Origin of the sequence: Stenotrophomonas panacihumi, from assembly GCF_001431645.1 — a bacterium.
In the GTDB taxonomy this organism is placed as follows: Bacteria; Pseudomonadota; Gammaproteobacteria; order Xanthomonadales; family Xanthomonadaceae; genus Stenotrophomonas_A; species Stenotrophomonas_A panacihumi.
Map to the genome: position 1 here is coordinate 1 of NZ_LLXU01000085.1, position 17,755 is coordinate 17,755.

At 68.8% G+C, this 17,755-nt stretch carries 18 protein-coding genes and 1 tRNA gene; 4 read left to right on the forward strand and 15 right to left on the reverse strand.

Annotation, left to right across the window (positions count from 1 at the left end; all coding sequences use genetic code 11):
* Positions 1–3,001: efflux RND transporter permease subunit (locus ARC20_RS10720; RefSeq protein ID WP_338062984.1), on the reverse strand; the 3,001-nt coding region annotated here is incomplete at its 3' end.
* 403 nt (positions 3,002–3,404) lie between these two features.
* Positions 3,405–4,649 (reverse strand): MFS transporter, encoded by a 1,245-nt coding sequence (locus ARC20_RS10725; RefSeq protein WP_057646924.1) that lies wholly within the window; start codon positions 4,647–4,649, stop codon positions 3,405–3,407.
* Between the two features lie 98 nt (positions 4,650–4,747).
* Here ARC20_RS10725 and ARC20_RS10730 point away from each other — a divergent pair, with 98 nt between their 5' ends.
* A complete protein-coding gene (locus ARC20_RS10730; RefSeq protein WP_057646925.1) occupies positions 4,748–5,305 on the forward strand; it encodes a DUF3228 family protein in 558 nt (185 codons plus the stop codon).
* Between the two features lie 4 nt (positions 5,306–5,309).
* Here the strand turns inward: ARC20_RS10730 and ARC20_RS10735 are convergent, their stop codons facing one another.
* From ARC20_RS10735 to ARC20_RS10760, 6 genes are read right to left on the reverse strand one after another with little or no spacing between them, the layout of a single operon-like run.
* Positions 5,310–7,244, reverse strand: coding sequence for a response regulator (locus tag ARC20_RS10735; protein WP_057646927.1), 1,935 nt, complete (start codon positions 7,242–7,244; stop codon positions 5,310–5,312).
* A complete protein-coding gene (locus ARC20_RS10740) occupies positions 7,234–8,094 on the reverse strand; it encodes a sensor histidine kinase (protein WP_057646929.1) in 861 nt (286 codons plus the stop codon). Before ARC20_RS10740 ends, ARC20_RS10735 begins: the two co-directional genes overlap by 11 nt.
* Entirely contained in the window at positions 8,094–9,104 is a 1,011-nt protein-coding gene (locus ARC20_RS10745; RefSeq protein ID WP_057646931.1) for an ATP-binding protein, read from the reverse strand. Before ARC20_RS10745 ends, ARC20_RS10740 begins: the two co-directional genes overlap by 1 nt.
* Positions 9,095–9,496: an anti-sigma regulatory factor gene (locus tag ARC20_RS10750; RefSeq protein WP_057646933.1), complete on the reverse strand. Its 402-nt coding sequence runs from the start codon at positions 9,494–9,496 to the stop codon at positions 9,095–9,097. The genes ARC20_RS10745 and ARC20_RS10750 overlap by 10 nt, the downstream gene beginning before the upstream one ends.
* The gene (locus tag ARC20_RS10755; protein ID WP_057646935.1) at positions 9,493–9,855 is read right to left on the reverse strand and encodes an STAS domain-containing protein; all 363 of its coding nucleotides are present in this window, start codon (positions 9,853–9,855) and stop codon (positions 9,493–9,495) included. Before ARC20_RS10755 ends, ARC20_RS10750 begins: the two co-directional genes overlap by 4 nt.
* A gap of 1 nt (position 9,856) precedes the next feature.
* Entirely contained in the window at positions 9,857–10,717 is an 861-nt protein-coding gene (locus ARC20_RS10760) for an STAS domain-containing protein (RefSeq protein ID WP_057646937.1), read from the reverse strand.
* 324 nt (positions 10,718–11,041) lie between these two features.
* Here ARC20_RS10760 and ARC20_RS10765 point away from each other — a divergent pair.
* Positions 11,042–11,116: transfer RNA gene (locus ARC20_RS10765), tRNA-Gln, on the forward strand.
* Between the two features lie 161 nt (positions 11,117–11,277).
* Here ARC20_RS10765 and rpsI read toward each other — a convergent pair.
* Positions 11,278–11,670 carry a 30S ribosomal protein S9 gene (rpsI, locus tag ARC20_RS10770; RefSeq protein ID WP_057646939.1) on the reverse strand — a complete coding sequence of 131 codons (393 nt, stop codon included), beginning with the start codon at positions 11,668–11,670 and terminating at the stop codon, positions 11,278–11,280.
* 2 nt (positions 11,671–11,672) lie between these two features.
* Complete coding sequence (gene rplM / locus ARC20_RS10775; RefSeq protein WP_057646941.1) at positions 11,673–12,101, reverse strand: 50S ribosomal protein L13; 429 nt, start codon at positions 12,099–12,101, stop codon at positions 11,673–11,675.
* A 169-nt stretch (positions 12,102–12,270) separates the two neighbouring features.
* On the opposite strand from rplM, the gene coq7 reads away from it, so the two are divergent.
* Positions 12,271–12,939, forward strand: coding sequence for a 2-polyprenyl-3-methyl-6-methoxy-1,4-benzoquinone monooxygenase (gene coq7 / locus ARC20_RS10780; protein WP_057646944.1), 669 nt, complete (start codon positions 12,271–12,273; stop codon positions 12,937–12,939).
* 32 nt (positions 12,940–12,971) lie between these two features.
* On the opposite strand, the gene sugE is transcribed toward coq7, so the two are convergent.
* Complete coding sequence (gene sugE, locus ARC20_RS10785) at positions 12,972–13,286, reverse strand: quaternary ammonium compound efflux SMR transporter SugE (protein ID WP_057646945.1); 315 nt, start codon at positions 13,284–13,286, stop codon at positions 12,972–12,974.
* A gap of 158 nt (positions 13,287–13,444) precedes the next feature.
* Entirely contained in the window at positions 13,445–14,239 is a 795-nt protein-coding gene (gene speD, locus ARC20_RS10790; RefSeq protein ID WP_057646947.1) for an adenosylmethionine decarboxylase, read from the reverse strand.
* A 139-nt stretch (positions 14,240–14,378) separates the two neighbouring features.
* Between speD and crp the strand changes: the two genes are divergently transcribed.
* Entirely contained in the window at positions 14,379–15,068 is a 690-nt protein-coding gene (gene crp / locus ARC20_RS10795; RefSeq protein WP_057646950.1) for a cAMP-activated global transcriptional regulator CRP, read from the forward strand.
* 55 nt (positions 15,069–15,123) lie between these two features.
* On the opposite strand, the gene ARC20_RS10800 is transcribed toward crp, so the two are convergent.
* From ARC20_RS10800 to trpD, 3 genes are all read right to left on the reverse strand, one after another.
* Positions 15,124–15,840, reverse strand: a complete 717-nt coding sequence (locus ARC20_RS10800; protein ID WP_057646951.1) for a haloacid dehalogenase-like hydrolase — start codon at positions 15,838–15,840, stop codon at positions 15,124–15,126.
* Positions 15,837–16,628: an indole-3-glycerol phosphate synthase TrpC gene (gene trpC, locus ARC20_RS10805; RefSeq protein WP_057646954.1), complete on the reverse strand. Its 792-nt coding sequence runs from the start codon at positions 16,626–16,628 to the stop codon at positions 15,837–15,839. The genes ARC20_RS10800 and trpC overlap by 4 nt, the downstream gene beginning before the upstream one ends.
* Positions 16,629–16,697: 69 nt before the next feature.
* Positions 16,698–17,732, reverse strand: a complete 1,035-nt coding sequence (gene trpD, locus ARC20_RS10810; RefSeq protein WP_057646956.1) for an anthranilate phosphoribosyltransferase — start codon at positions 17,730–17,732, stop codon at positions 16,698–16,700.
* Positions 17,733–17,755: the final 23 nt, after the last annotated feature.

A 17,755-nucleotide genomic window follows, 5' to 3' on the forward strand; every position in this document is an offset into this window, starting at 1 on the left:
CCACCAGCGCGGTCATCAGCACCGGGCGGAAGCGCACGAAGCCGGCCTCCAGCGCGGCGGCGGTGGCATCGCCGAGTTCGAGCAGGCGCTCGCGGGCGAAGCTCACCACCAGCACGCTGTTGGCGGTGGCCACGCCCATGCACATGATCGCGCCGGTCAACGCCGGTACCGATAGCGTGGTGTCGGTGAGGAACAGCATCCACACGATGCCGGCCAGCGCGGCCGACAGCGCCGAGACGATCACCGCCGGGTCCAGCCACGACTGGAAGTTCACCACGATCAGCAGGTAGATCAGCACGATGGCGCCGAGCAGGCCGAACAGCAGGCCGGAGAACGCCTTGTTCATCGTCTGCACCTGGCCCATCAGCTCGACGCGGCTGCCCTTGGGCACCTGGTCGGCGGTCTCGGCCAGCAGCTTGCGGATGTCGGCGGCGACCGCGGCCAGGTCGCGGTCCTCGGTGGCGGCGTGGATCTGCACCATCGGCTGGATGTTGTACTGGCTCACCAACGCCGCCGCGCTGGTGCGCGTCAGCGTGGCGACGCCGCCGAGCGTGGTTTCCGCCGGGCGCGTGCCGTTGCCGACCGGCAGGTTCTGCAACGCGGTCAGCGAATCCAGGTCGCGCTGCGGGGTCTGCATGACGATCGAATACGTCACGCCGTTGGCCGGGTTGAGCCAGTAGGTCGGTGCCACCTGGCTGCTGCCGGCCAGGTTGACCACCAGCGAGTTGGTGACGTCGCGCGTGGTCAGGCCAAGCTGCTGGGCCTGCGTGCGGTCCAGGTCGACGTTGAAGCGCGGCGCGCGTTGCGACTGCTGGATGCGCGCGTCCGCCACGCCCGGCACCGCGCGCAGCTTCTTCAGCAGCATCTGCGCGTAGGCGTAGTTGCCGTCGAGGTTGCCGCCGCGGATCTGGATGTCGATCGGCGCCGGCGCGCCGAAGTTCAGGATCTGGCTGACGATGTCCGCCGGCGGGAACGAGAACGTCGTGTCCGGGAAGCGCTTGGGCAGTTCATCGCGCAGGCGGCGCACGTAATCGGCGGTGGGTGGGTGGCCTTCGCGCAGGGCGATCTGGAAATCGCCGTCCTGCGGACCCATCACGCCGGTGTTGTTGTAGGTGAGGTTGATCGCGCTCGGCGGCAGGCCGATGTTGTCGACCATCGTCTCGATCTGCTCGGAGGGAATCACCTCGCGGATCGCCCGTTCGATCTCGGCGAAGCGCGCGGCGGTCTCCTCCACGCGGGTACCGACCGGCACGCGCACGTGCATCAGCACCTGGCCCGAGTCCACCGAGGGGAAGAAGTTCGCGCCCAGGAACGGCACCAGGCCGAAGGACACCAGCACCGCGAGGGTGAAGCCGATGATGAAGCCGCGGCGGTTGCCCAGCGCGCGGGCGAGCAGGTCGCGGTAGCCGTTGCGGAAGCGCTCGAAGCGCGCCTCGAAGCCACGCTGCAGGCGCACCAGCGGGTTGCGCGAGGGCGGGAGCGCGGCGTCGTTGCCGTGCAGGTCGGTGTGCGGGGCATGCGGGCGCAGCAGGTACTTGGCCATCGTCGGCACCAGCGTGCGCGAGAGGATGAACGAGCACACCATCGCGAAGATCACCGCTTCGGCCATCGGCACGAACAGGTAGCGCGAGACGCCTTCCAGGAAGAACATCGGCACGAACGCGATGCAGATGCACAGCAGGGAGACGAAGGCCGGGGTGACGATCTGCTGCGCGCCGTCGAGGATCGCGCTCTCCACGTCCTTGCCCTGCTCCAGGTGCCAGTTGACGTTCTCGATGGTCACCGTGGCGTCGTCGACCAGGATGCCGATCGCCAGCGCCAGGCCGCCGAGCGTCATCAGGTTGAGCGTCTGGCCGATCGCCGACAGCGCGATGATCGAGCCCATGATCGACAGCGGGATCGAGATGGCGATGATCACCGTCGAGCGCCAGCTGCCCAGGAACAGCAGGATCATGATGCTGGTCAGCACCGCGGCGATGGCGCCTTCCAGCACCACGCCCTTGATGGCCGCGCGCACGAACAGCGACTGGTCGTTGATCGGCACCACCTTGAGCGCTTCCGGCAGGCCGGCCTTGATCTCCTCCAGCTTGGCGCGGATGCCGTCCACGATGGCCAGCGTGGAGGCCGAGCCGTTCTTCAGCGTGGACATCAGCACGGAACGGCCGCCATCCACGTGCACGATGTTGGTCTGCGGCGAGTTGCCGTCATGCACGTCGGCCACGTCGCGCAGGTAGATGGTGGTGCCGTCCACCACCTTGACCGGGATCCGGCCGAGGTCCTCGATCGCCGAGGGCGCGCTGTTGAGCTGCAGCGTGTATTCGTAGTTGTCGATCTTCTGCGTGCCGATCGGCGTGAGCACGTTCTGCGCGGCCAGCGCGTTGGCGATGTCCTGCGCCGAGAGCCCGCGGGCCTGCAGCGCTTCGGGGCGCACGTCGATCTGCACCAGGCGCTGCTTGCCGCCGTAGGGCAGCGGCAGCACCGCGCCGGGCACGGTGATCAGCTGGGTGCGCACCGAGTTGGTGGCGATGTCCGACAGCTGCTGCTCGCCCAGGCCCTGGCCGGACAGCGCCAGCTGCAGGATCGGCACGGTGGCGGCGTTGTAGTTGAGGATCACCGGCGGCTGGATGCCCGCCGGCATCTGCCGCAACGCCAGCTGCGAGGACGCGGTGATCTGCGCGTTGGCCACCGCGATGTCCACGCCCGGCTGGAAATACACCTTGATGACGCTGATGCCCGGGTAGGTGTTGGCCTCGATGTGCTCGACATCGTTGACCGTGGTGCTGAGCAGGCGCTGGAACTGCGAGGACACGCGGCCGGCCATCTCGTCGGGCGGCAGGCCGGTATACGTCCAGGCCACCGCGATGACCGGGATGTCGATCTGCGGAAAGATGTCGGTGGGGGTGCGCAGGGCGGCGAGCACGCCGCCGATGAGGATCAGCACCGCCATCACCACGAAGGTGTAGGGCCGCCGCAGGGCGACCCGCACGGCTTGCATCAGCATGCGGCCACCCCGCACGGGACGGCGGCGTGCCCGCGCATGCGCGGGCCAGGCAGGAACGAAACGGACATGTGGGGGAGAACTCTGCAATCCGGCCGCCGACCCCGGGGGGACGACGGCAGGCGGTGGGGGGTTTCATAGCCAGCCGGCCAAACCAACCGGCCGGGTACCGCGACAGCCACAGGCACGCCCTCCCGGCGCGCCGCCCCTGCAATCTAGCCGGGCGGGGTCCTGTGATTACACAGCTTCCATGGAATGATGCGATGAGCCAGATTCATCAATGCGCACAAGTACGCCTGTCGCCGGGGCGGGCACCCGTCCTGAAAGTCATGGTCGGCGTGCCGCGGGTCATGCCGCCGCACTCGGCAAAGCCCGGCGCGGGCGTTTGTCAGGGCCGCGCGCGGCGTCAGGCCGGCACGCCGCGGCCGGGGGACACGGCGCGCGGCGGTGCCGGGCGCGCCGTCGAGGGGAACAGCAAGGCCATCGCCACCGCCGCCAGCCCCACGCCCATCGAACCGAGGTACATCCAGGCATAGCTGCCGAAGCGGTCGAACAGCCAGCCGCCGACGAACGGCCCCAGCGCCATGCCCAGGCCCGAGAGCAGGCTCGCCGCGCCGAACACGCTGCCGAGGATGCGCGCCGGAAACGCCTGCCGCGCCAGCGAGGCATACAGCGGCATCGTGCCGCCGTAGGCCATGCCGAACACCAGCGCCACCGCGTAGAAGCCGCCCAGCTGGTCCACCGCCAGGTAGCTCGCCGCGGCCAGCGCCTGCACCAGCAGGCCTGTCACCAGCACCGGCTTGGCGCCGAGGCGGTCGGCGGCCAGCCCGAACAGCAGGCGTCCGCCGAGCCCGGCCGCGCCCTCCACGCTGTAGATGGTCACCGCCGCGGTGACCGGCAGCCCGCAGCCCATGGCATAGCTGACGGTGTGGAAGATCGGCCCGGAGTGCGCCGCGCAACAGGCGAAGAAGGTCAGGCCGAGCACGAGGAAGGCGCGCGAGCGCAGCGCCTGGGCCAGGGTCATCGGCGCGTCGGCCGCCACGCCGACTTCGGCCTGCCCCGCCGACGCCCCCGGCGAAGCGCGCAGGAACACCACCGCCGGCACGCTCAGCACCCAGGCCAGCAGGCCGACGATCTGCAGCGTCTGCCGCCAGTCGTAGTGGGTGATGAGCCAGGCCACCAGCGGCGACATCGTCAACGGCGCCACGCCGACCCCGGCCGAGACCAGCGAGACGGCCAGGTTGCGCCGCCGCTCGAACGAGGCGGCGGTGGCGGCGATCACCGGGGTGAAGAAGCTGGCCATCGCCACGCCCATCAGCACGCCGAACGCCAGCTGGAACTGCAGCAGCGAGCCGGCCCGCGCGGCCAGCTGGCAGGCCAGGCCGAGCAGCAGCGCGCCGGCCAGCACCACCGGGCGCGGGCCGAAGCGGTCGCTGAGGGCGCCCCAACCGAAGGCGGCCAGGCCGGCCGCGAGGAAGGCCAGCGTCATCGCCGCCGAAAGCCCGGCGCGCGACCAGCCGGTGGCCGCGCCCATCGGCGCCAGCAGCACCGCCAGCGAGAACACCACGCCGATGCCGACGCAGCCGACCAGTGCGCCTGCGGCGACCAGGGGCCAGTTGTGGTCGATGGGAGGGGCAGGCGAACGGAACATGGCGCGGCTCCGGCGGGATCTCCTGCAGGCGACGCGCCAGCGCGGCGGGAATCGACATCGTTCGGCTACAGTGGCGCCCTTTCCCCGCCGGCCCCGCCATGTCCATCGTCCTGACGCCCTTCGCCCGCACCCGGCTGTTCCCCCGGCAGGCGCGCCGCAACACCGTGCAGGACTGCACGCCGGAACAGTTCGAGCGCTACCTCAACGACCACGCCCCGCTGCGGGTGCTCGACGGCTACGCGCCGTTCTGCAAGCTGCACGTGCATGCCAACTGGACGTCGACGCGCTGCCTCACCGTGCCCGTCACCGAGGACAACCACCACCTGCTGCGCTCCGGCTACGAAGCGCGCAGCCGCGAGGAACTGCCGGTGCTGGTGCGCTGGTTCGAGGGCGTGGAGGCGCCGCGCGCCAATTACCTGCTGCCCATTCTCTACAGCCGCGAGCAGCTGGCGCGCGAGGGTTCGCCGATCGAGGCGGACTGGGGCATCGTCGGCTGCCTGTACACCGCCGAGCCGGCGGAGATCCCGATGGCGCCGATCACGATGATGCGCAACGCGCTCGGCGTTTCCGAAGGCGGCTCGGGCGTGGGCCTGGACCGCGAGGCCTATGCGCGCGCGGTGGCGTTCTGGGAAGCGAACGCCAACTGGCGGCCCTGACGCTTCAGGCCAGCATCTGCCGCACCTTGTGCAGCAGTTCGTCCAGGCTGAAGGGCTTGGGCAGCAGCGCCATGCCGTGGTCGAGGAACTCCTGCCGCTGCGCGGCGCCCTCGGTGTAGCCGGTGATGAACAGCACCGGCAGCGCGGGGCGCAATGCGCGCGCGGCATCGGCCAGCTCGCGGCCATTCATGCCGGGCAGGCCGACATCGGAGAGCAGCAGGTCGATGTGCGCGTCGGCACGCAGCTCGTACAGCGCGTCATTGGCATTGGCCGCATCCACCACCTGGTAGCCGGCTTCCTGCAGCACTTCGCGCAGCATCAGGCGCACCACGTCGGTGTCGTCGACCAGCAGCACGCGTTCGGAGCGCCCGCGCGGCGCGCGCTCGCTGGGCGAATCGGCCACCGGCTGCGGCGCCTCGCCGCGCGGCAGCAGCAGCTCCACCTCGGTGCCCTGCCCCGGTTCGCTGACGATGCGCACCAGGCCGCCGGACTGGCGGGCGAAGCCATAGGTCATCGACAGCCCCAGGCCGGTGCCCTGCCCCTGCGGCTTGGTGGTGAAGAACGGCTCGAACACCTTGGCCAGCACGTCCGGCGCGATGCCCACGCCGTTGTCGATGACCTTGATGCTGACATACGGGCCATCGGCCAGGTCCGGTTCGCGCCGGCAGTCGACCAGTTCGCCGCGGATGCGCACCGCGCCCTCGCCACCGAGTGCGTCGCGCGCGTTGATGACCAGGTTGAGCATGACGTTCTCGAACTGGTTCGGGTCGGCGATGGCCACCAGCGGCACGTCACCCAGTTCGAACTCCAGTTGCAGGTTCTCGCCGATCGAACGCCGCAGCATGTCCTCCAGCGAACGCACGCGCTCGCCGACGTTGAACGGCTGCGGGTCCAGCGACTGCTTGCGCGCGAACGCCAGCATGCGCTGGGTCAGCGCGGCGGCACGATGCGCCGAGCTGTTGGCGATCTCGGTGTAGCGCGGCACCTTTTCCAGCCGCTGGCTTTCCACCGAGATGGCGATCATGTCCAGCGCCGAGATGATGCTGGTGAGCAGGTTGTTGAAATCGTGCGCGATGCCGCCGGTGAGCTTGCCCAGCGAATCCATCTTCTGCGCCTGCATCAGTTCGGCTTCGGTGCGCTCGCGCTCGGCGATCTGGTGCGCCAGCTCGGTGTTGGCGGTGTCCATTTCCTGGCGATGGACGCGCTCGCGGCGGTGCTGCTCGGTCACGTCTTCCACGAACAGCATGCCGATGTCCGGGTCGCGGTAGGGCGTCAGGCGCCACTCGGTCATGCGCACGCCGGTGGCGGTGCCGAGCGCGAGGGTGCCGCTCCAGCGCTGGCGCGTGGTCAGTGCCTCGCGCAGCGCGGCCAGCACTTCCGGCTGGCCGACGAACCGCGATTCCAGCGCGCCGGACATGTCCACGCCGCCCAGCAGCTTCTGGAAGGCGGCGTTGGCGTCGTGCACGCACAGTGCAGAATCGACCACCGCGATGGGCGCGCCGATGTGTTCGAAGATCTCGCGGAAGCGGGCCTCGCTGGCCCGCAGCGCATCTTCCGTGCGGCGCACGCGCAGCAGGGTGCGCAGCGTGGCGACCAGCACGTCGGGGTCGACCGGGTGGATGAGGTAGGCATCGGCGCCGGCATCCAGGCCGGTGATCAAATCGCCCGTGGCGATCGAGGCCGCCGAGACGTGCACCACCGGCAACAGGCGCGTGCGTGCGTCCTCGCGCAGCTGGCGCACCACGTCGAAGCCGCTCATGTCGGGCAGGTTGACGTCGAGCACCACGGCGGCGAAATCCTCGTCCGCCAACCGCGCCAGGCCCTCTGTGCCGGTGCCGGCATCTTCCACGCGGAAGCGATGGTGTTCGAGCACGCGCCGCACGGAGTAGCGCGTGGCGGCGTTGTCGTCGACCACCAGGATGCGGTTGCTATTCGGCATCGGGCACCTCCTGTGCGAGTTCCAGCGGCAGGACCACGAAAAATTCCGAGCCTTCGCCCACGACGCTGTGCACGCCCACGCGCCCGCCGAGCAGCTCGGCGAAGCGCTTGCACAGCGACAGCCCCAGGCCGGTGCCGCGCAGGCGCTTCTGCAGCGGCGTGTCGACCTGGACGAAATCCTCGAACAGCGTGGGCTGCAGCTCCTCGGGGATGCCGATGCCGGTGTCGTGCACGCTGAAGCGCACCTCGTGCTCGCCTTCCCGCCGCGCGGAGACGCGCACGTGGCCATTCGGCGTGAACTTCAGCGCGTTGGAAATGAAGTTGCGCAGGATCTGCGCCAGCTTCTTGTCGTCGGTGTAGAGCATGGGCAGCGGCGGCGGGTCCTCGAACACCAGGTCGATCGAGTTACCCTCCACCAGCGGGCGGAACATGCCGCGCAGGGCAGAAAACAGGTCCATCAGGTCGAACCAGCCCGGCGAGATGCTGATGCGGCCGGCCTCGATCTTGGCCAGGTCCAGCAGGTCGTCCACCATCTCGCGCAGCTCGCGCGCCGCGGCGCTGACGAAGCGCACCTGCTTGCGCTGCTCCTCGTTGAGCGGGCCGTCCATGCCATCTTCCAGCAGGCGCGTCATGCTCAGGATCGAACCGAGCGGCGTGCGGAATTCGTGGCTCATGTACGACAGGAAGCGGCTCTTGAGCTCGGAGACCTCGCGCAGCTGCTCGGCCTGCTGGTCCAGCTCGGCGTACAGCGCCAGCACGCCCTGGTTGGTCTCGTCGAGCTCGGCGCGCAGCGCGCTGTTCTCGGCGCGCAGGCGTTCGGTATCGGCGGCGGACGGTTCGGGGAGGGTCATCACAAGGCTCCGAGGCGCACGACGATGATGCCGGCGTCGTCCCGACCGCGATCGAAATCCCGCTGCAGGAGGGCGGCCACCAGCGCCGGATGGCGATGGACCAGGCCGGGGTAGTCGCGCAGGTTCCAGCGTGCCTGCAGTCCGTCGCTATGCATCACCAGCAGATTGCCCGGCTGGACGTGAAGGTCGAATGCCTGCGCCTTGCGGTACTGCACGCCGACGATGCCCGGGTGCGAGGCCAGCCCGCGCGAACCGTTGGCATCCCAGGCGCTGGCCGCAATGTTGCCGATGCCGGCGAATTGCAGGTGCCCGCCCGCATCCACGCAGGCCACCGCCGCCGCGCCGCCGCGGGTGCCGGACATGCCGGCGTGCAGGCGGCCAATCAGCTCGACCGGCCCGGGGAAACCCGCCTGCGAAGCCGCCACCGCGCCGGCGTTGGCCGCTTCGGTGGCCGGCACGCCATGGCCGAGCCCGTCTATCAGGGTGACCGCCAGGCGTTGGCCATCGCTGGCGAGGTGCCAGGCATCCCCGCAGGCCACCTCGTGGCGCATCGGCAGGCGCAGCGCGCCATAGGCCAGGTCGGGGTCGCGCGGCGCGGCTTCGGCATGGACGCGCACGAGCACGATCGCGCCGCGGGCGTCGGACCACACATCCAGCACGGCGGCCTGGCGCTTGATCGCGCCCAGGCCCAGGCCCTGCGTGCCTTGGGTGGAATAGCCGTCGGGCAGGCATTGCGCGAGGCTGAAGCCCGGGCCCTGGTCGATCGCGCACAGCTCCACGCCCAGGCCATGGCGGCCCTGCACGAGCGAGACGTGCATCACCCCGCCGCGTCCATGCTTGAGCATGTTGGTCGCCAGTTCGGTGGCGGCCAGCGCAACGCGCCCGGCGTCCATCTCGCCGAAACCACACTGTTCGGCGACCAGCAGCGCTTCGCGGCGCGCCTGCCCGACCTGCGTGGTTTCCTCGACCGGCACGCGACGGGTCACGTGGCCGGAAAAGTTCACGTCCATTTGGTGATGGTGACCCGCGTGCCCTGGCCCGGCGCGCTCTCCAGCTCGAATTCGTCCACCAGCCGGCGCGAGCCCGACAGGCCCAGGCCCATGCCGGTGCCGGAGGTCCAGCCGTCGGTCAGCGCCTGGTCGATGTCGGGGATGCCCGGGCCCTGGTCAGCGAAAACCAGCCTCACGCCGCGGCGCAGGCCCTGCTGCAGGGTCTCCCACTGCATCTCGCCCCCGCCGCCATAGATGACGGTGTTGCGCGCCAGCTCGCTGGCCGCGGTCACCAGCTTGGTCTGGTCGACCAGCCGCAGGCCACAGGCCACGGCCACCTGGCGCACGGTCTGGCGCGCCAGCACGACGTCCTGTTCGATGCGGACGGGCTGCGACCCACTGGATGCGGTCATGGCGCGGCGTCGGTGTGCTGCAGCAGCTTCATGCCCCGCTCGACATCGAGCGCGGTGCGCACGCCGGTGAGGTTGAGCCCCAGTTCAACCAGCGTGATCGCCACCGCCGGCTGCATGCCGACCACCACGGTGGTCGCGTCCATGATCCGCGCGAGCGCGGAGATGGTGGCGATCATGCGGCCGATGAACGAATCGACGATGTCCAGCGCGGAGATGTCGATCAGCACGCCGCGCGCGGAGGTGGCCTGGATCTTTTCGGTGAGGTCGTCCTGCAGCGCCAGCGCGAGCTGGTCGTGCATGTCGACCTGGATGGTGACCAGCAGCAGGTCACCCATCCGCAGGATGGGGATGCGATCCATGTCAGGGGGCAGCCTTGACCACGTTCTGGCCGGTGCGCTTCAACGCCAGCGCCAGCGCGTCGGCGAGGTTGGCCTTGGTCACGATGCCCTGCAGGTCCAGGCCCAGGTGCACGATGGTCTGGGCGATCTGCGGACGCACGCCGCTGATAATGGCGTCGGCGCCCATCAGGCGGATCGCGGTGACGGTCTTGAGCAGGTGCTGGGCGACGAGGGTGTCGACGGTGGGCACGCCGGTGATGTCGATGATGGCGATTTCCGAGCCGGTATCTACGATGCGCTGCAGCAGCGACTCCATCACCACCTGGGTGCGCTGCGAGTCGAGCGTGCCGATCATCGGCAGCGCGAGCACGCCTTCCCACAGCTTCACCACCGGGGTGGAGAGTTCGAGCATTTCTTCCTGCTGGCGCTGGATCACGTCCTCGCGCGTCTTCTGGAACGCCTGGACGGTGTGCAGGCCGAGCAGGTCGAGCAGTTCGGACAGCGCCCACATCTGCTCGCCGAGGTCCTTGGGCGAATCGGCAAAGCCTTCCTGCACCAGCTCGAACAGCGGGCGCTTGAGCGAGAAGATGAAGGTGGCGGTTTCCGAAGAGTTGAAGCCGCGCAGCACGCGGTCGCGCGAGAGGTCTTCAAGGAAGTGGCGAATTTCCTGCCACTGCTCGCCGCGCAGGTTGCTGGCGTCCTTGGCGGTCATCGCCGCGAGGAACAGGCGCCAGAACTCGCGCACCTGCACTTCCAGTTCGCGGCCAGTGATGCGGGTGTCCTGGCCCTGGCCCACGCGCGCGAGGTCGGCGATCCAGGTCGCCAGCACCTGTTCTTCGTGGGCACGGATAAGGTCGGTGGTGCGCTGCTGCAGAGCCGCCATGGGGAAATCCTGGAAGTGGGGAACAAGGAGACGCGCAGCACCGGCGTGCAAGCCCGACTGCGGAAAAGATGATGGAGATTAATCCAATCGTGCGGGAGCGACCATGGCCGTCCCCCGCGTGCCTCCCCCAGGCGTGGCGCCGACTCCGCGCGCGGTGCTATTGGAGCGTTTTCGCCGTGGCGGGGTTGTGAATGCCCCGAGGGCTTGAGCGGCCCACGGCGAACCTATAGAATCGCCGGCCCGGGATGCGGCGCGCGCTTCATCCCACCGGAAAGGTTCACAGTCCCGCGCGGACATGCGATACTCTCCGGCCTAGCTTCACATTGCCCCGTCGCCAAGCGGTAAGGCACCTGACTCTGACTCAGGCATTCGGTGGTTCGAATCCATCCGGGGCAGCCAAATCCAGAAAGGCCCGATCTCTGATCGGGCCTTTCTTTTTGTCCGTCGAAAAGCACCCAGTCCCTTGTGACCGGCGCATGCCCCCGAAACGACAAAAGCCCGGCCAAGGCCGGGCTTTTGCGTGGGCGGATCCGAAGACCCGCCACCTCCTGCGCGATGGATCAGCGCTTGGAGAACTGGGTCGCGCGGCGGGCCTTGTGCAGACCGACCTTCTTGCGCTCGACCTCACGGGCGTCGCGGGTCATGAAGCCGGCCTTGCGCAGCTCGGACTTCAGCGACTCGTCGTACTCGACCAGCGCGCGGGCGATGCCCAGGCGGATCGCACCGGCCTGGCCGGTGGTGCCACCGCCAGCGGCGGTCACGTAGATGTCGAAGCTTTCGGTGTTCTTGGTCAGCTCCAGCGGCTGGCGCACGATCATGCGCGCGGTCTCACGGCCGAAGAACTCGTCCAGCGGACGGTCGTTGACGGTGATGTTGCCGGTGCCCTTGCGCAGGAACACGCGGGCGGTGGAGGACTTGCGACGGCCAGTGCCGTAGTTCTGAGTGATAGCCATGATTAGATGTCCAGGACCTGCGGCTGCTGAGCGGCGTGCGGATGGTTCGGGCCGGCGTAGACCTTGAGCTTGCGATACATGTCGCGGCCCAGCGGGCCCTTCGGCAGCATGCCCTTGACGGCGATCTCGATCACGCGCTCCGGGTGGCGCTCCAGCGCCTGGGCGAGGTTCTCGGACTTCAGGTTGCCGATGTAGCCGGTGAAGCGGTGATACATCTTGTCCTGCAGCTTCTTGCCGGTCACCGCGATCTTCTCGGCGTTGATCACGACGAGGTAGTCGCCGGTATCGACGTGCGGGGTGTAGACGGGCTTGTGCTTGCCACGCAGGCGGCGGGCCAGTTCGGAAGCGAGACGGCCGAGCGTCTTGCCGGAGGCGTCAACGAGGTACCAGTCGCGCTGGACGGTCTCGGACTTTGCGGTGAACGTAGTCATGGAGAAACTCTTGGTTGAAGTGGTCGGGCGGATTCCGCAGGTTGCCGGAACTTTGCCGCGCGTTTTGGTGAAACGAAGAGGCGGGATTGTACCGGGCCACCCGGGCCCGTGCAAGGCAGCCCCTGGCGGGCGGTTGGCAGGCGGGCGGCGCGGGGTGAAAATCCCCCGCATGGACGATTCCCTCGCCTCCCGTACCCCCGACCTGCGCCGCCACGGCCCCCTGGACCACCTGCTGCTGGAAGCCCAGCGCGCCCTGGAGACGGTGTTCGGCGACCCGGCCGCGCTGCGCCCCAACCCGGCTGGCAAGACCCCGGAAGTCCCGCTGGACGAGGCTGAACGACGTCATTCAGCCGGCCTGATGCGCATCAACCATGTCGGCGAGGTCTGCGCGCAGGGCCTGTATTTCGGCCAGGCCGCGGTCGCCCGGGATGCCCACACCCGCACCCACCTGCTGGATGCGGCGCAGGAGGAGACCGACCACCTCTCCTGGTGCGCCGACCGCCTGCGCGAGCTGGAAAGCCGGCCCAGCCTGTTCAACCCGCTGTGGTACGCCGGCAGCTACGCCCTCGGCGCACTGGCGGCGCTGCGCGGCGACGACTGGAGCCTGGGCTTCGTGGTCGAGACCGAGCGCCAGGTCGAGGCGCACCTGGACGAGCACCTGGAGACCCTGCCGCCGGCGGACCTGCGCAGCCGCGAGATCCTGCGGGTGATGAAGGCCGACGAGGCGCGCCACGCCGAGCATGCCGAACAGGCCGGCGCGCGCATCCTGCCGCAGCCGATCCCGGCGGCGATGGCGCTGGCCTCCAAACTGATGAAGTCGGTCGCCTACCGGCTCTGAGCCGGATTCCGGGGGCGGCATCCGCCCCGCGCTCAACCCACCAGCTTCAGCCCGACCACGCCGGCGACGATCAAGCCGATGCACGCCAGCCGCGGCCACGACGCGCTGTCGCCGAACAGGAAGATGCCCAGCACCGCCACGCCCAGCGCGCCGATACCGGTCCAGATCGCATAGGCCGTGCCGACCGGCAGCGTGCGCAGCGCCTGGGTCAGCAGCCACAGGCTGATCGCCGCGGCCGCCGCGGTACCCAGGCTGGGCCACAACCGGGTGAACCCCTGGCTGTACTTCAGCCCCATCGCAAAGCCGATCTCGAACAACCCGGCCAGCAGCAGATAGATCCAGGACATCGTGCGTCCTCCTTTCCTCAAGGCGAAAAAAAAGCGGCCCGGTGTCTGCACACCGGGCCGCCGTCGGCTCTGTAACGCGGGATTCCGCGCGGCGGGCCGTCCCGCCTGTCGATTCGTGCCGCCACCTTACGCGGTGGCGCCGTAACCGGATGTAACCCTTACTCGGCCAGGTTGCGGCCGTGGAACAGCTCTTCGATCTCGCGCTTGAGCAGCGCCTCGATCTTCATGCGCTCCTTGAACGAGAGGTTCTTGGCCTTTTCCTCGAACAGGTACTGGTCCAGGTCGAAGTCCTTCAGGTGCATCTTCGTGTGGAAGATGTTTTCCTGGTAGACGTTGACGTCGAACATCTCGTAGCGCGACTTGATGTTCTTGGCCAGGAAGTTCTGGATCGAGTTGATCTTGTGGTCGATGAAGTGCTTCTTGCCCTTCACGTCGCGGGTGAAGCCACGGACGCGGTAGTCCATGATCACGATGTCCGATTCCAGCGACTCGATCAGGTAGTTCAGCGCCTTCAGCGGCGAGATCACGCCGCAGGTGGCGACGTCGATATCGGCGCGGAAGGTGGCGATGCCTTCCTGCGGGTGGGTCTCCGGGTACGTATGGACGGTGATGTGGCTCTTGTCCATGTGCGCGACCACGGCGTCGGAGATCAGCTCCTTGCCGGCCTGCTTCTTGTCGATCACCGGCTCTTCGGAGATCAGGATCGTCACCGAAGCACCCTGCGGGTCGTAGTCCTGGCGCGCGATGTTCAGGATGTTGGCGCCGATGATCTCGGCCACATCCGTCAGGATCTGGGTCAGGCGATCGGCGTCGTACTGCTCGTCGATGTACTCGATGTAACGCTGGCGCTCTTCTTCCGTGCGGGCGTAGCAGACGTCGTAGATGTTGAAGCTCAGCGCCTTGGTGAGGTTGTTGAAACCTTGCAACCTCAGGCGAGGCAACGGCTTGACCACGGCGGTCCATCCTCTGGGAGACGGGAAAGGGGGCAATTATGGGCCAAAGCGCACGGTAGCGGAACGGCTACCGCCGACAACGGTTTACCAGAGGCGAGCCATCCCGTTAAGCTTCCGGGAATCGAGCCGCGGAACCACCATGAACCTAGGGAACAACACGGGTATGACATCAGTACGTCAAGCGACGACGCCCCTGTCCCTGGACACGGCGACCATCGAGCGCTTCCTCGCCCACAGCCACCGACGCCGCTACCCCACCCGCACGGACGTTTTTCGCCCGGGCGACCCGGCGGGCACGCTCTATTATGTGATCAGCGGCTCAATCAGCATCATCGCCGAGGAAGAGGACGACCGCGAGCTGGTGCTGGGCTACTTCGGCGCCGGCGAGTTCGTGGGTGAAATGGGCCTGTTCATCGAGTCCGACACCCGCGAGGTGATCCTGCGCACCCGCAGCCAGTGCGAGCTGGCCGAGATCAGCTACGAGCGCCTGCACCAGCTGATGCAGACCAGCCTGTCGGCCGATGCGCCCCGGCTGCTCTACGCCATCGGCGTGCAGCTCTCCAAGCGCCTGCTGGACACCACCCGCAAGGCCAGCCGCCTGGCCTTCCTGGACGTCACCGACCGCATCGTGCGCACCCTGCACGACCTGGCGCGCGAGCCGGAAGCCATGAGCCACCCGCAGGGCACCCAGCTGCGCGTCTCGCGGCAGGAGCTGGCCAGGCTGGTCGGCTGTTCGCGTGAAATGGCCGGCCGCGTGCTCAAGAAGCTGCAGGCCGACGGCCTGCTGCATGCCCGCGGCAAGACGGTGGTGCTCTACGGCACCCGCTGAGGGCCCACCGCACCGCCCACTTTCCCGACCCCCGGCCCGCCGGGGGTCGCGCGTTTCAGGGCAGCGGATCGCCGGCGCGGTCCGCGCAACCCCAATTCAGGATCGGCGTGCCCGGCGGCAGTACCTGGCGGAAATAGTCCACGCGGCGCGCCTTCGGATTGACCACCACCGGCGCGCGCGCGGCCTTGAGCAGCGGCAGGTCGGCGGTGCTGTCGGAGTAGGCGATGGCGATGTCGCCGTAGCCCAGCTCGCGCAGCATGCGCATCTTCTCTTCGTTGTGGCAGTGGCGCACCGCGCCCACGCCGCCCAGGCGCGGGCCGATCAGGCTGCCGACCACCGGCACGTCCTCGTGGGCCACGAACGCCAGGATCGCCCGCGCCAGCTCCGGCGGCGCGCCGGTCGCCACGACCACCCGGTCGCCGGCCCGGCGGTGCCCGGCGAACACTTCCAGCGCATGCGGCAGCAGGCGGGCGCGCACGTCGTCCTGGTGGGCGAGCACGTAGGCGTCGATGACCCGGTTGAACTCGCGCGCGCCTTTCAGGCCGAACGTGGCGATCCACACATAGCCGGAGATGCCGTGCCGGCGCGTCGGCAGCAATGCCACCAGCGGGCCCAGCAGCGGCGTCAGCAGCAGCGCGGCCAGCAGGCGCAGGGGGTTGCGGCGGATCAGCCAGGCGAACAGGTGGCTGCCGGAATCGCCGTCGTAGAGGGTGTGGTCGAAATCGAACACCACCAGCGGCGCGGCGGCGCCGGGCACTGGAGGCGCACTCACGGGAAGAACAGCGCGCGCAGCGCCTCGCCGGGTTCCTCGGCGCGCATGAACGCCTCGCCGACCAGGAACGCGTTCACGCCCTGCCCGCGCATCAGCGCCACGTCGTCCGGGCCGAGGATGCCGCTTTCGGTGACCAGCAGGCGGTCGCGCGGCACCGCGGCGCGCATCGCCAGCGTGGTATCCAGCGTGACCTCGAAGGTGCGCAGGTTGCGGTTGTTGATGCCGACCAGCGGCACCGGTACCTGGATGGCACGCTCGAGCTCGTCGATATCGTGCACTTCCACCAGCACGTCCATGCCCAGCGACAGCGCCAGGCCGGAGAGATCGGCCAGCTGCGCGTCGTCCAGCGCGGCGACGATCAGCAGGATGCAGTCCGCGCCCAGCGCGCGCGCCTCGTACACCTGGTACGGGTCGATGGTGAAATCCTTGCGCAGCACCGGCAGCGTGCAGGCCTCGCGGGCCTGCTGCAGGTAGGCATCGGCGCCCTGGAAGAAGTCCACGTCGGTGAGCACCGACAGGCAGCTGGCGCCGCCGAACTCGTAGCTCACCGCGATATCCGCCGGGCGGAAGTCCGGCCGGATCACGCCCTTGGACGGGCTGGCCTTCTTCACCTCGGCGATCACCGCCGGGTCACCCAGGGCGATGGCGGCCTGCAGGGCATTGGCGAAGCCGCGCACCGGCGAGGCATCGGCGGCACGCGCCACGACCTCGGCCAACGGCACGCGCGCGCTGCGCTCGGCGATTTCTTCGGCCTTCCGGGCCAGGATCGTGTTGAGAATGTCGCTCATCGCAGGGATATCCGTAAGACCGCGCATTATCGACCAAAGCCCGCCGGCCGGCCAACGCGGCCCGCGTGCTTATTGGGCGGCCAACGTGCGGGTCAGGGCCACGTACTCGTGCAGCTTGGCGCGGGCGCTGCCATCGGCGATGGCCGCCCGCGCACGCGCGATGCCATCGGCGATGTCGTGCGCCACGCCGGACACGTACAGCGCCGCACCGGCATTGAGCGCCACGATGTCCAGCGCCGGGCCGGGCTGGTTGTCGAGCACGCCCAGCAGCATCGCCTTCGACTGCTCCGGGTCGTCCACCTTGAGGTTGCGGCTGTGCGACATGGCGATGCCGAAATCCTCCGGATGAATCTCGTATTCGCTCACCTGGCCGTCGCGCAGCTCGCCGACCAGCGTGCCGGCGCCGAGCGATATCTCGTCCATGCCATCGCGACCCCACACCACCAGTGCGCGTTCCGCGCCCAGCTCGTGCAGCACGCGCGCCTGGATGCCGACCAGGTCCGGATGGAACACGCCCATCAGGATGCTCGGCGCGCCGGCCGGGTTGGTCAGCGGCCCGAGGATGTTGAAGATCGTGCGCACGCCCATCTCGCGGCGTACCGGCGCCACGACTTTCATCGCAGGGTGATGCACCGGGGCGAACATGAAGCCGATGCCGCTGGCGGCGATGGCGCGGCCGACCTGCTCGGGCTGCAACTCGATGATCGCGCCCAGCGCCTCGAGCGCATCGGCGCTGCCGGACTTCGAGGAGACGCTGCGGTTGCCATGCTTGGCCACGCGCGCACCGGCGGCGGCCGCGACGAACATCGTGCAGGTGGAGATGTTGAAGGTATGCGAGCCGTCGCCGCCGGTGCCGACGATGTCGACCAGGTGCGAGCGGTCGGCCACCTCGACGGTGCGCGAGAACTCGCGCATCACCTGCGCGGCGCCGGCGATTTCGCCCACGGTCTCCTTCTTGACGCGCAGGCCGGTGAGGATGGCCGCGGTCATCGTTTCGGATACCTCGCCGCGCATGATCCTGCGCATCAGCATGACCATCTCGTCGAAGAAGATCTCGCGGTGTTCGATGGTGCGCTGGAGCGCTTCCTGGGCAGTGAAGGTCATGGTCGTCACGGGGCGGCGTGTTC

Coding starts and splice junctions, on each gene's coding strand:
- ARC20_RS10730 (WP_057646925.1), top strand. CDS start 4,748: ATGTCCATCGTCCTGACGCCCTTCGCCCGCACCCGGCTGTTCCCCCGG.
- crp (WP_057646950.1), top strand. CDS start 14,379: ATGAACCTAGGGAACAACACGGGTATGACATCAGTACGTCAAGCGACG.
- ARC20_RS10755 (WP_057646935.1), bottom strand. CDS start 9,855: ATGGATCGCATCCCCATCCTGCGGATGGGTGACCTGCTGCTGGTCACC.
- rpsI (WP_057646939.1), bottom strand. CDS start 11,670: ATGGCTATCACTCAGAACTACGGCACTGGCCGTCGCAAGTCCTCCACC.
- ARC20_RS10740 (WP_057646929.1), bottom strand. CDS start 8,094: ATGACCCTCCCCGAACCGTCCGCCGCCGATACCGAACGCCTGCGCGCC.
- ARC20_RS10750 (WP_057646933.1), bottom strand. CDS start 9,496: ATGACCGCATCCAGTGGGTCGCAGCCCGTCCGCATCGAACAGGACGTC.
- coq7 (WP_057646944.1), top strand. CDS start 12,271: ATGGACGATTCCCTCGCCTCCCGTACCCCCGACCTGCGCCGCCACGGC.
- trpD (WP_057646956.1), bottom strand. CDS start 17,732: ATGACCTTCACTGCCCAGGAAGCGCTCCAGCGCACCATCGAACACCGC.
- trpC (WP_057646954.1), bottom strand. CDS start 16,628: ATGAGCGACATTCTCAACACGATCCTGGCCCGGAAGGCCGAAGAAATC.
- ARC20_RS10735 (WP_057646927.1), bottom strand. CDS start 7,244: ATGCCGAATAGCAACCGCATCCTGGTGGTCGACGACAACGCCGCCACG.
- rplM (WP_057646941.1), bottom strand. CDS start 12,101: ATGACTACGTTCACCGCAAAGTCCGAGACCGTCCAGCGCGACTGGTAC.
- ARC20_RS10760 (WP_057646937.1), bottom strand. CDS start 10,717: ATGGCGGCTCTGCAGCAGCGCACCACCGACCTTATCCGTGCCCACGAA.
- sugE (WP_057646945.1), bottom strand. CDS start 13,286: ATGTCCTGGATCTATCTGCTGCTGGCCGGGTTGTTCGAGATCGGCTTT.
- ARC20_RS10725 (WP_057646924.1), bottom strand. CDS start 4,649: ATGTTCCGTTCGCCTGCCCCTCCCATCGACCACAACTGGCCCCTGGTC.
- ARC20_RS10745 (WP_057646931.1), bottom strand. CDS start 9,104: ATGGACGTGAACTTTTCCGGCCACGTGACCCGTCGCGTGCCGGTCGAG.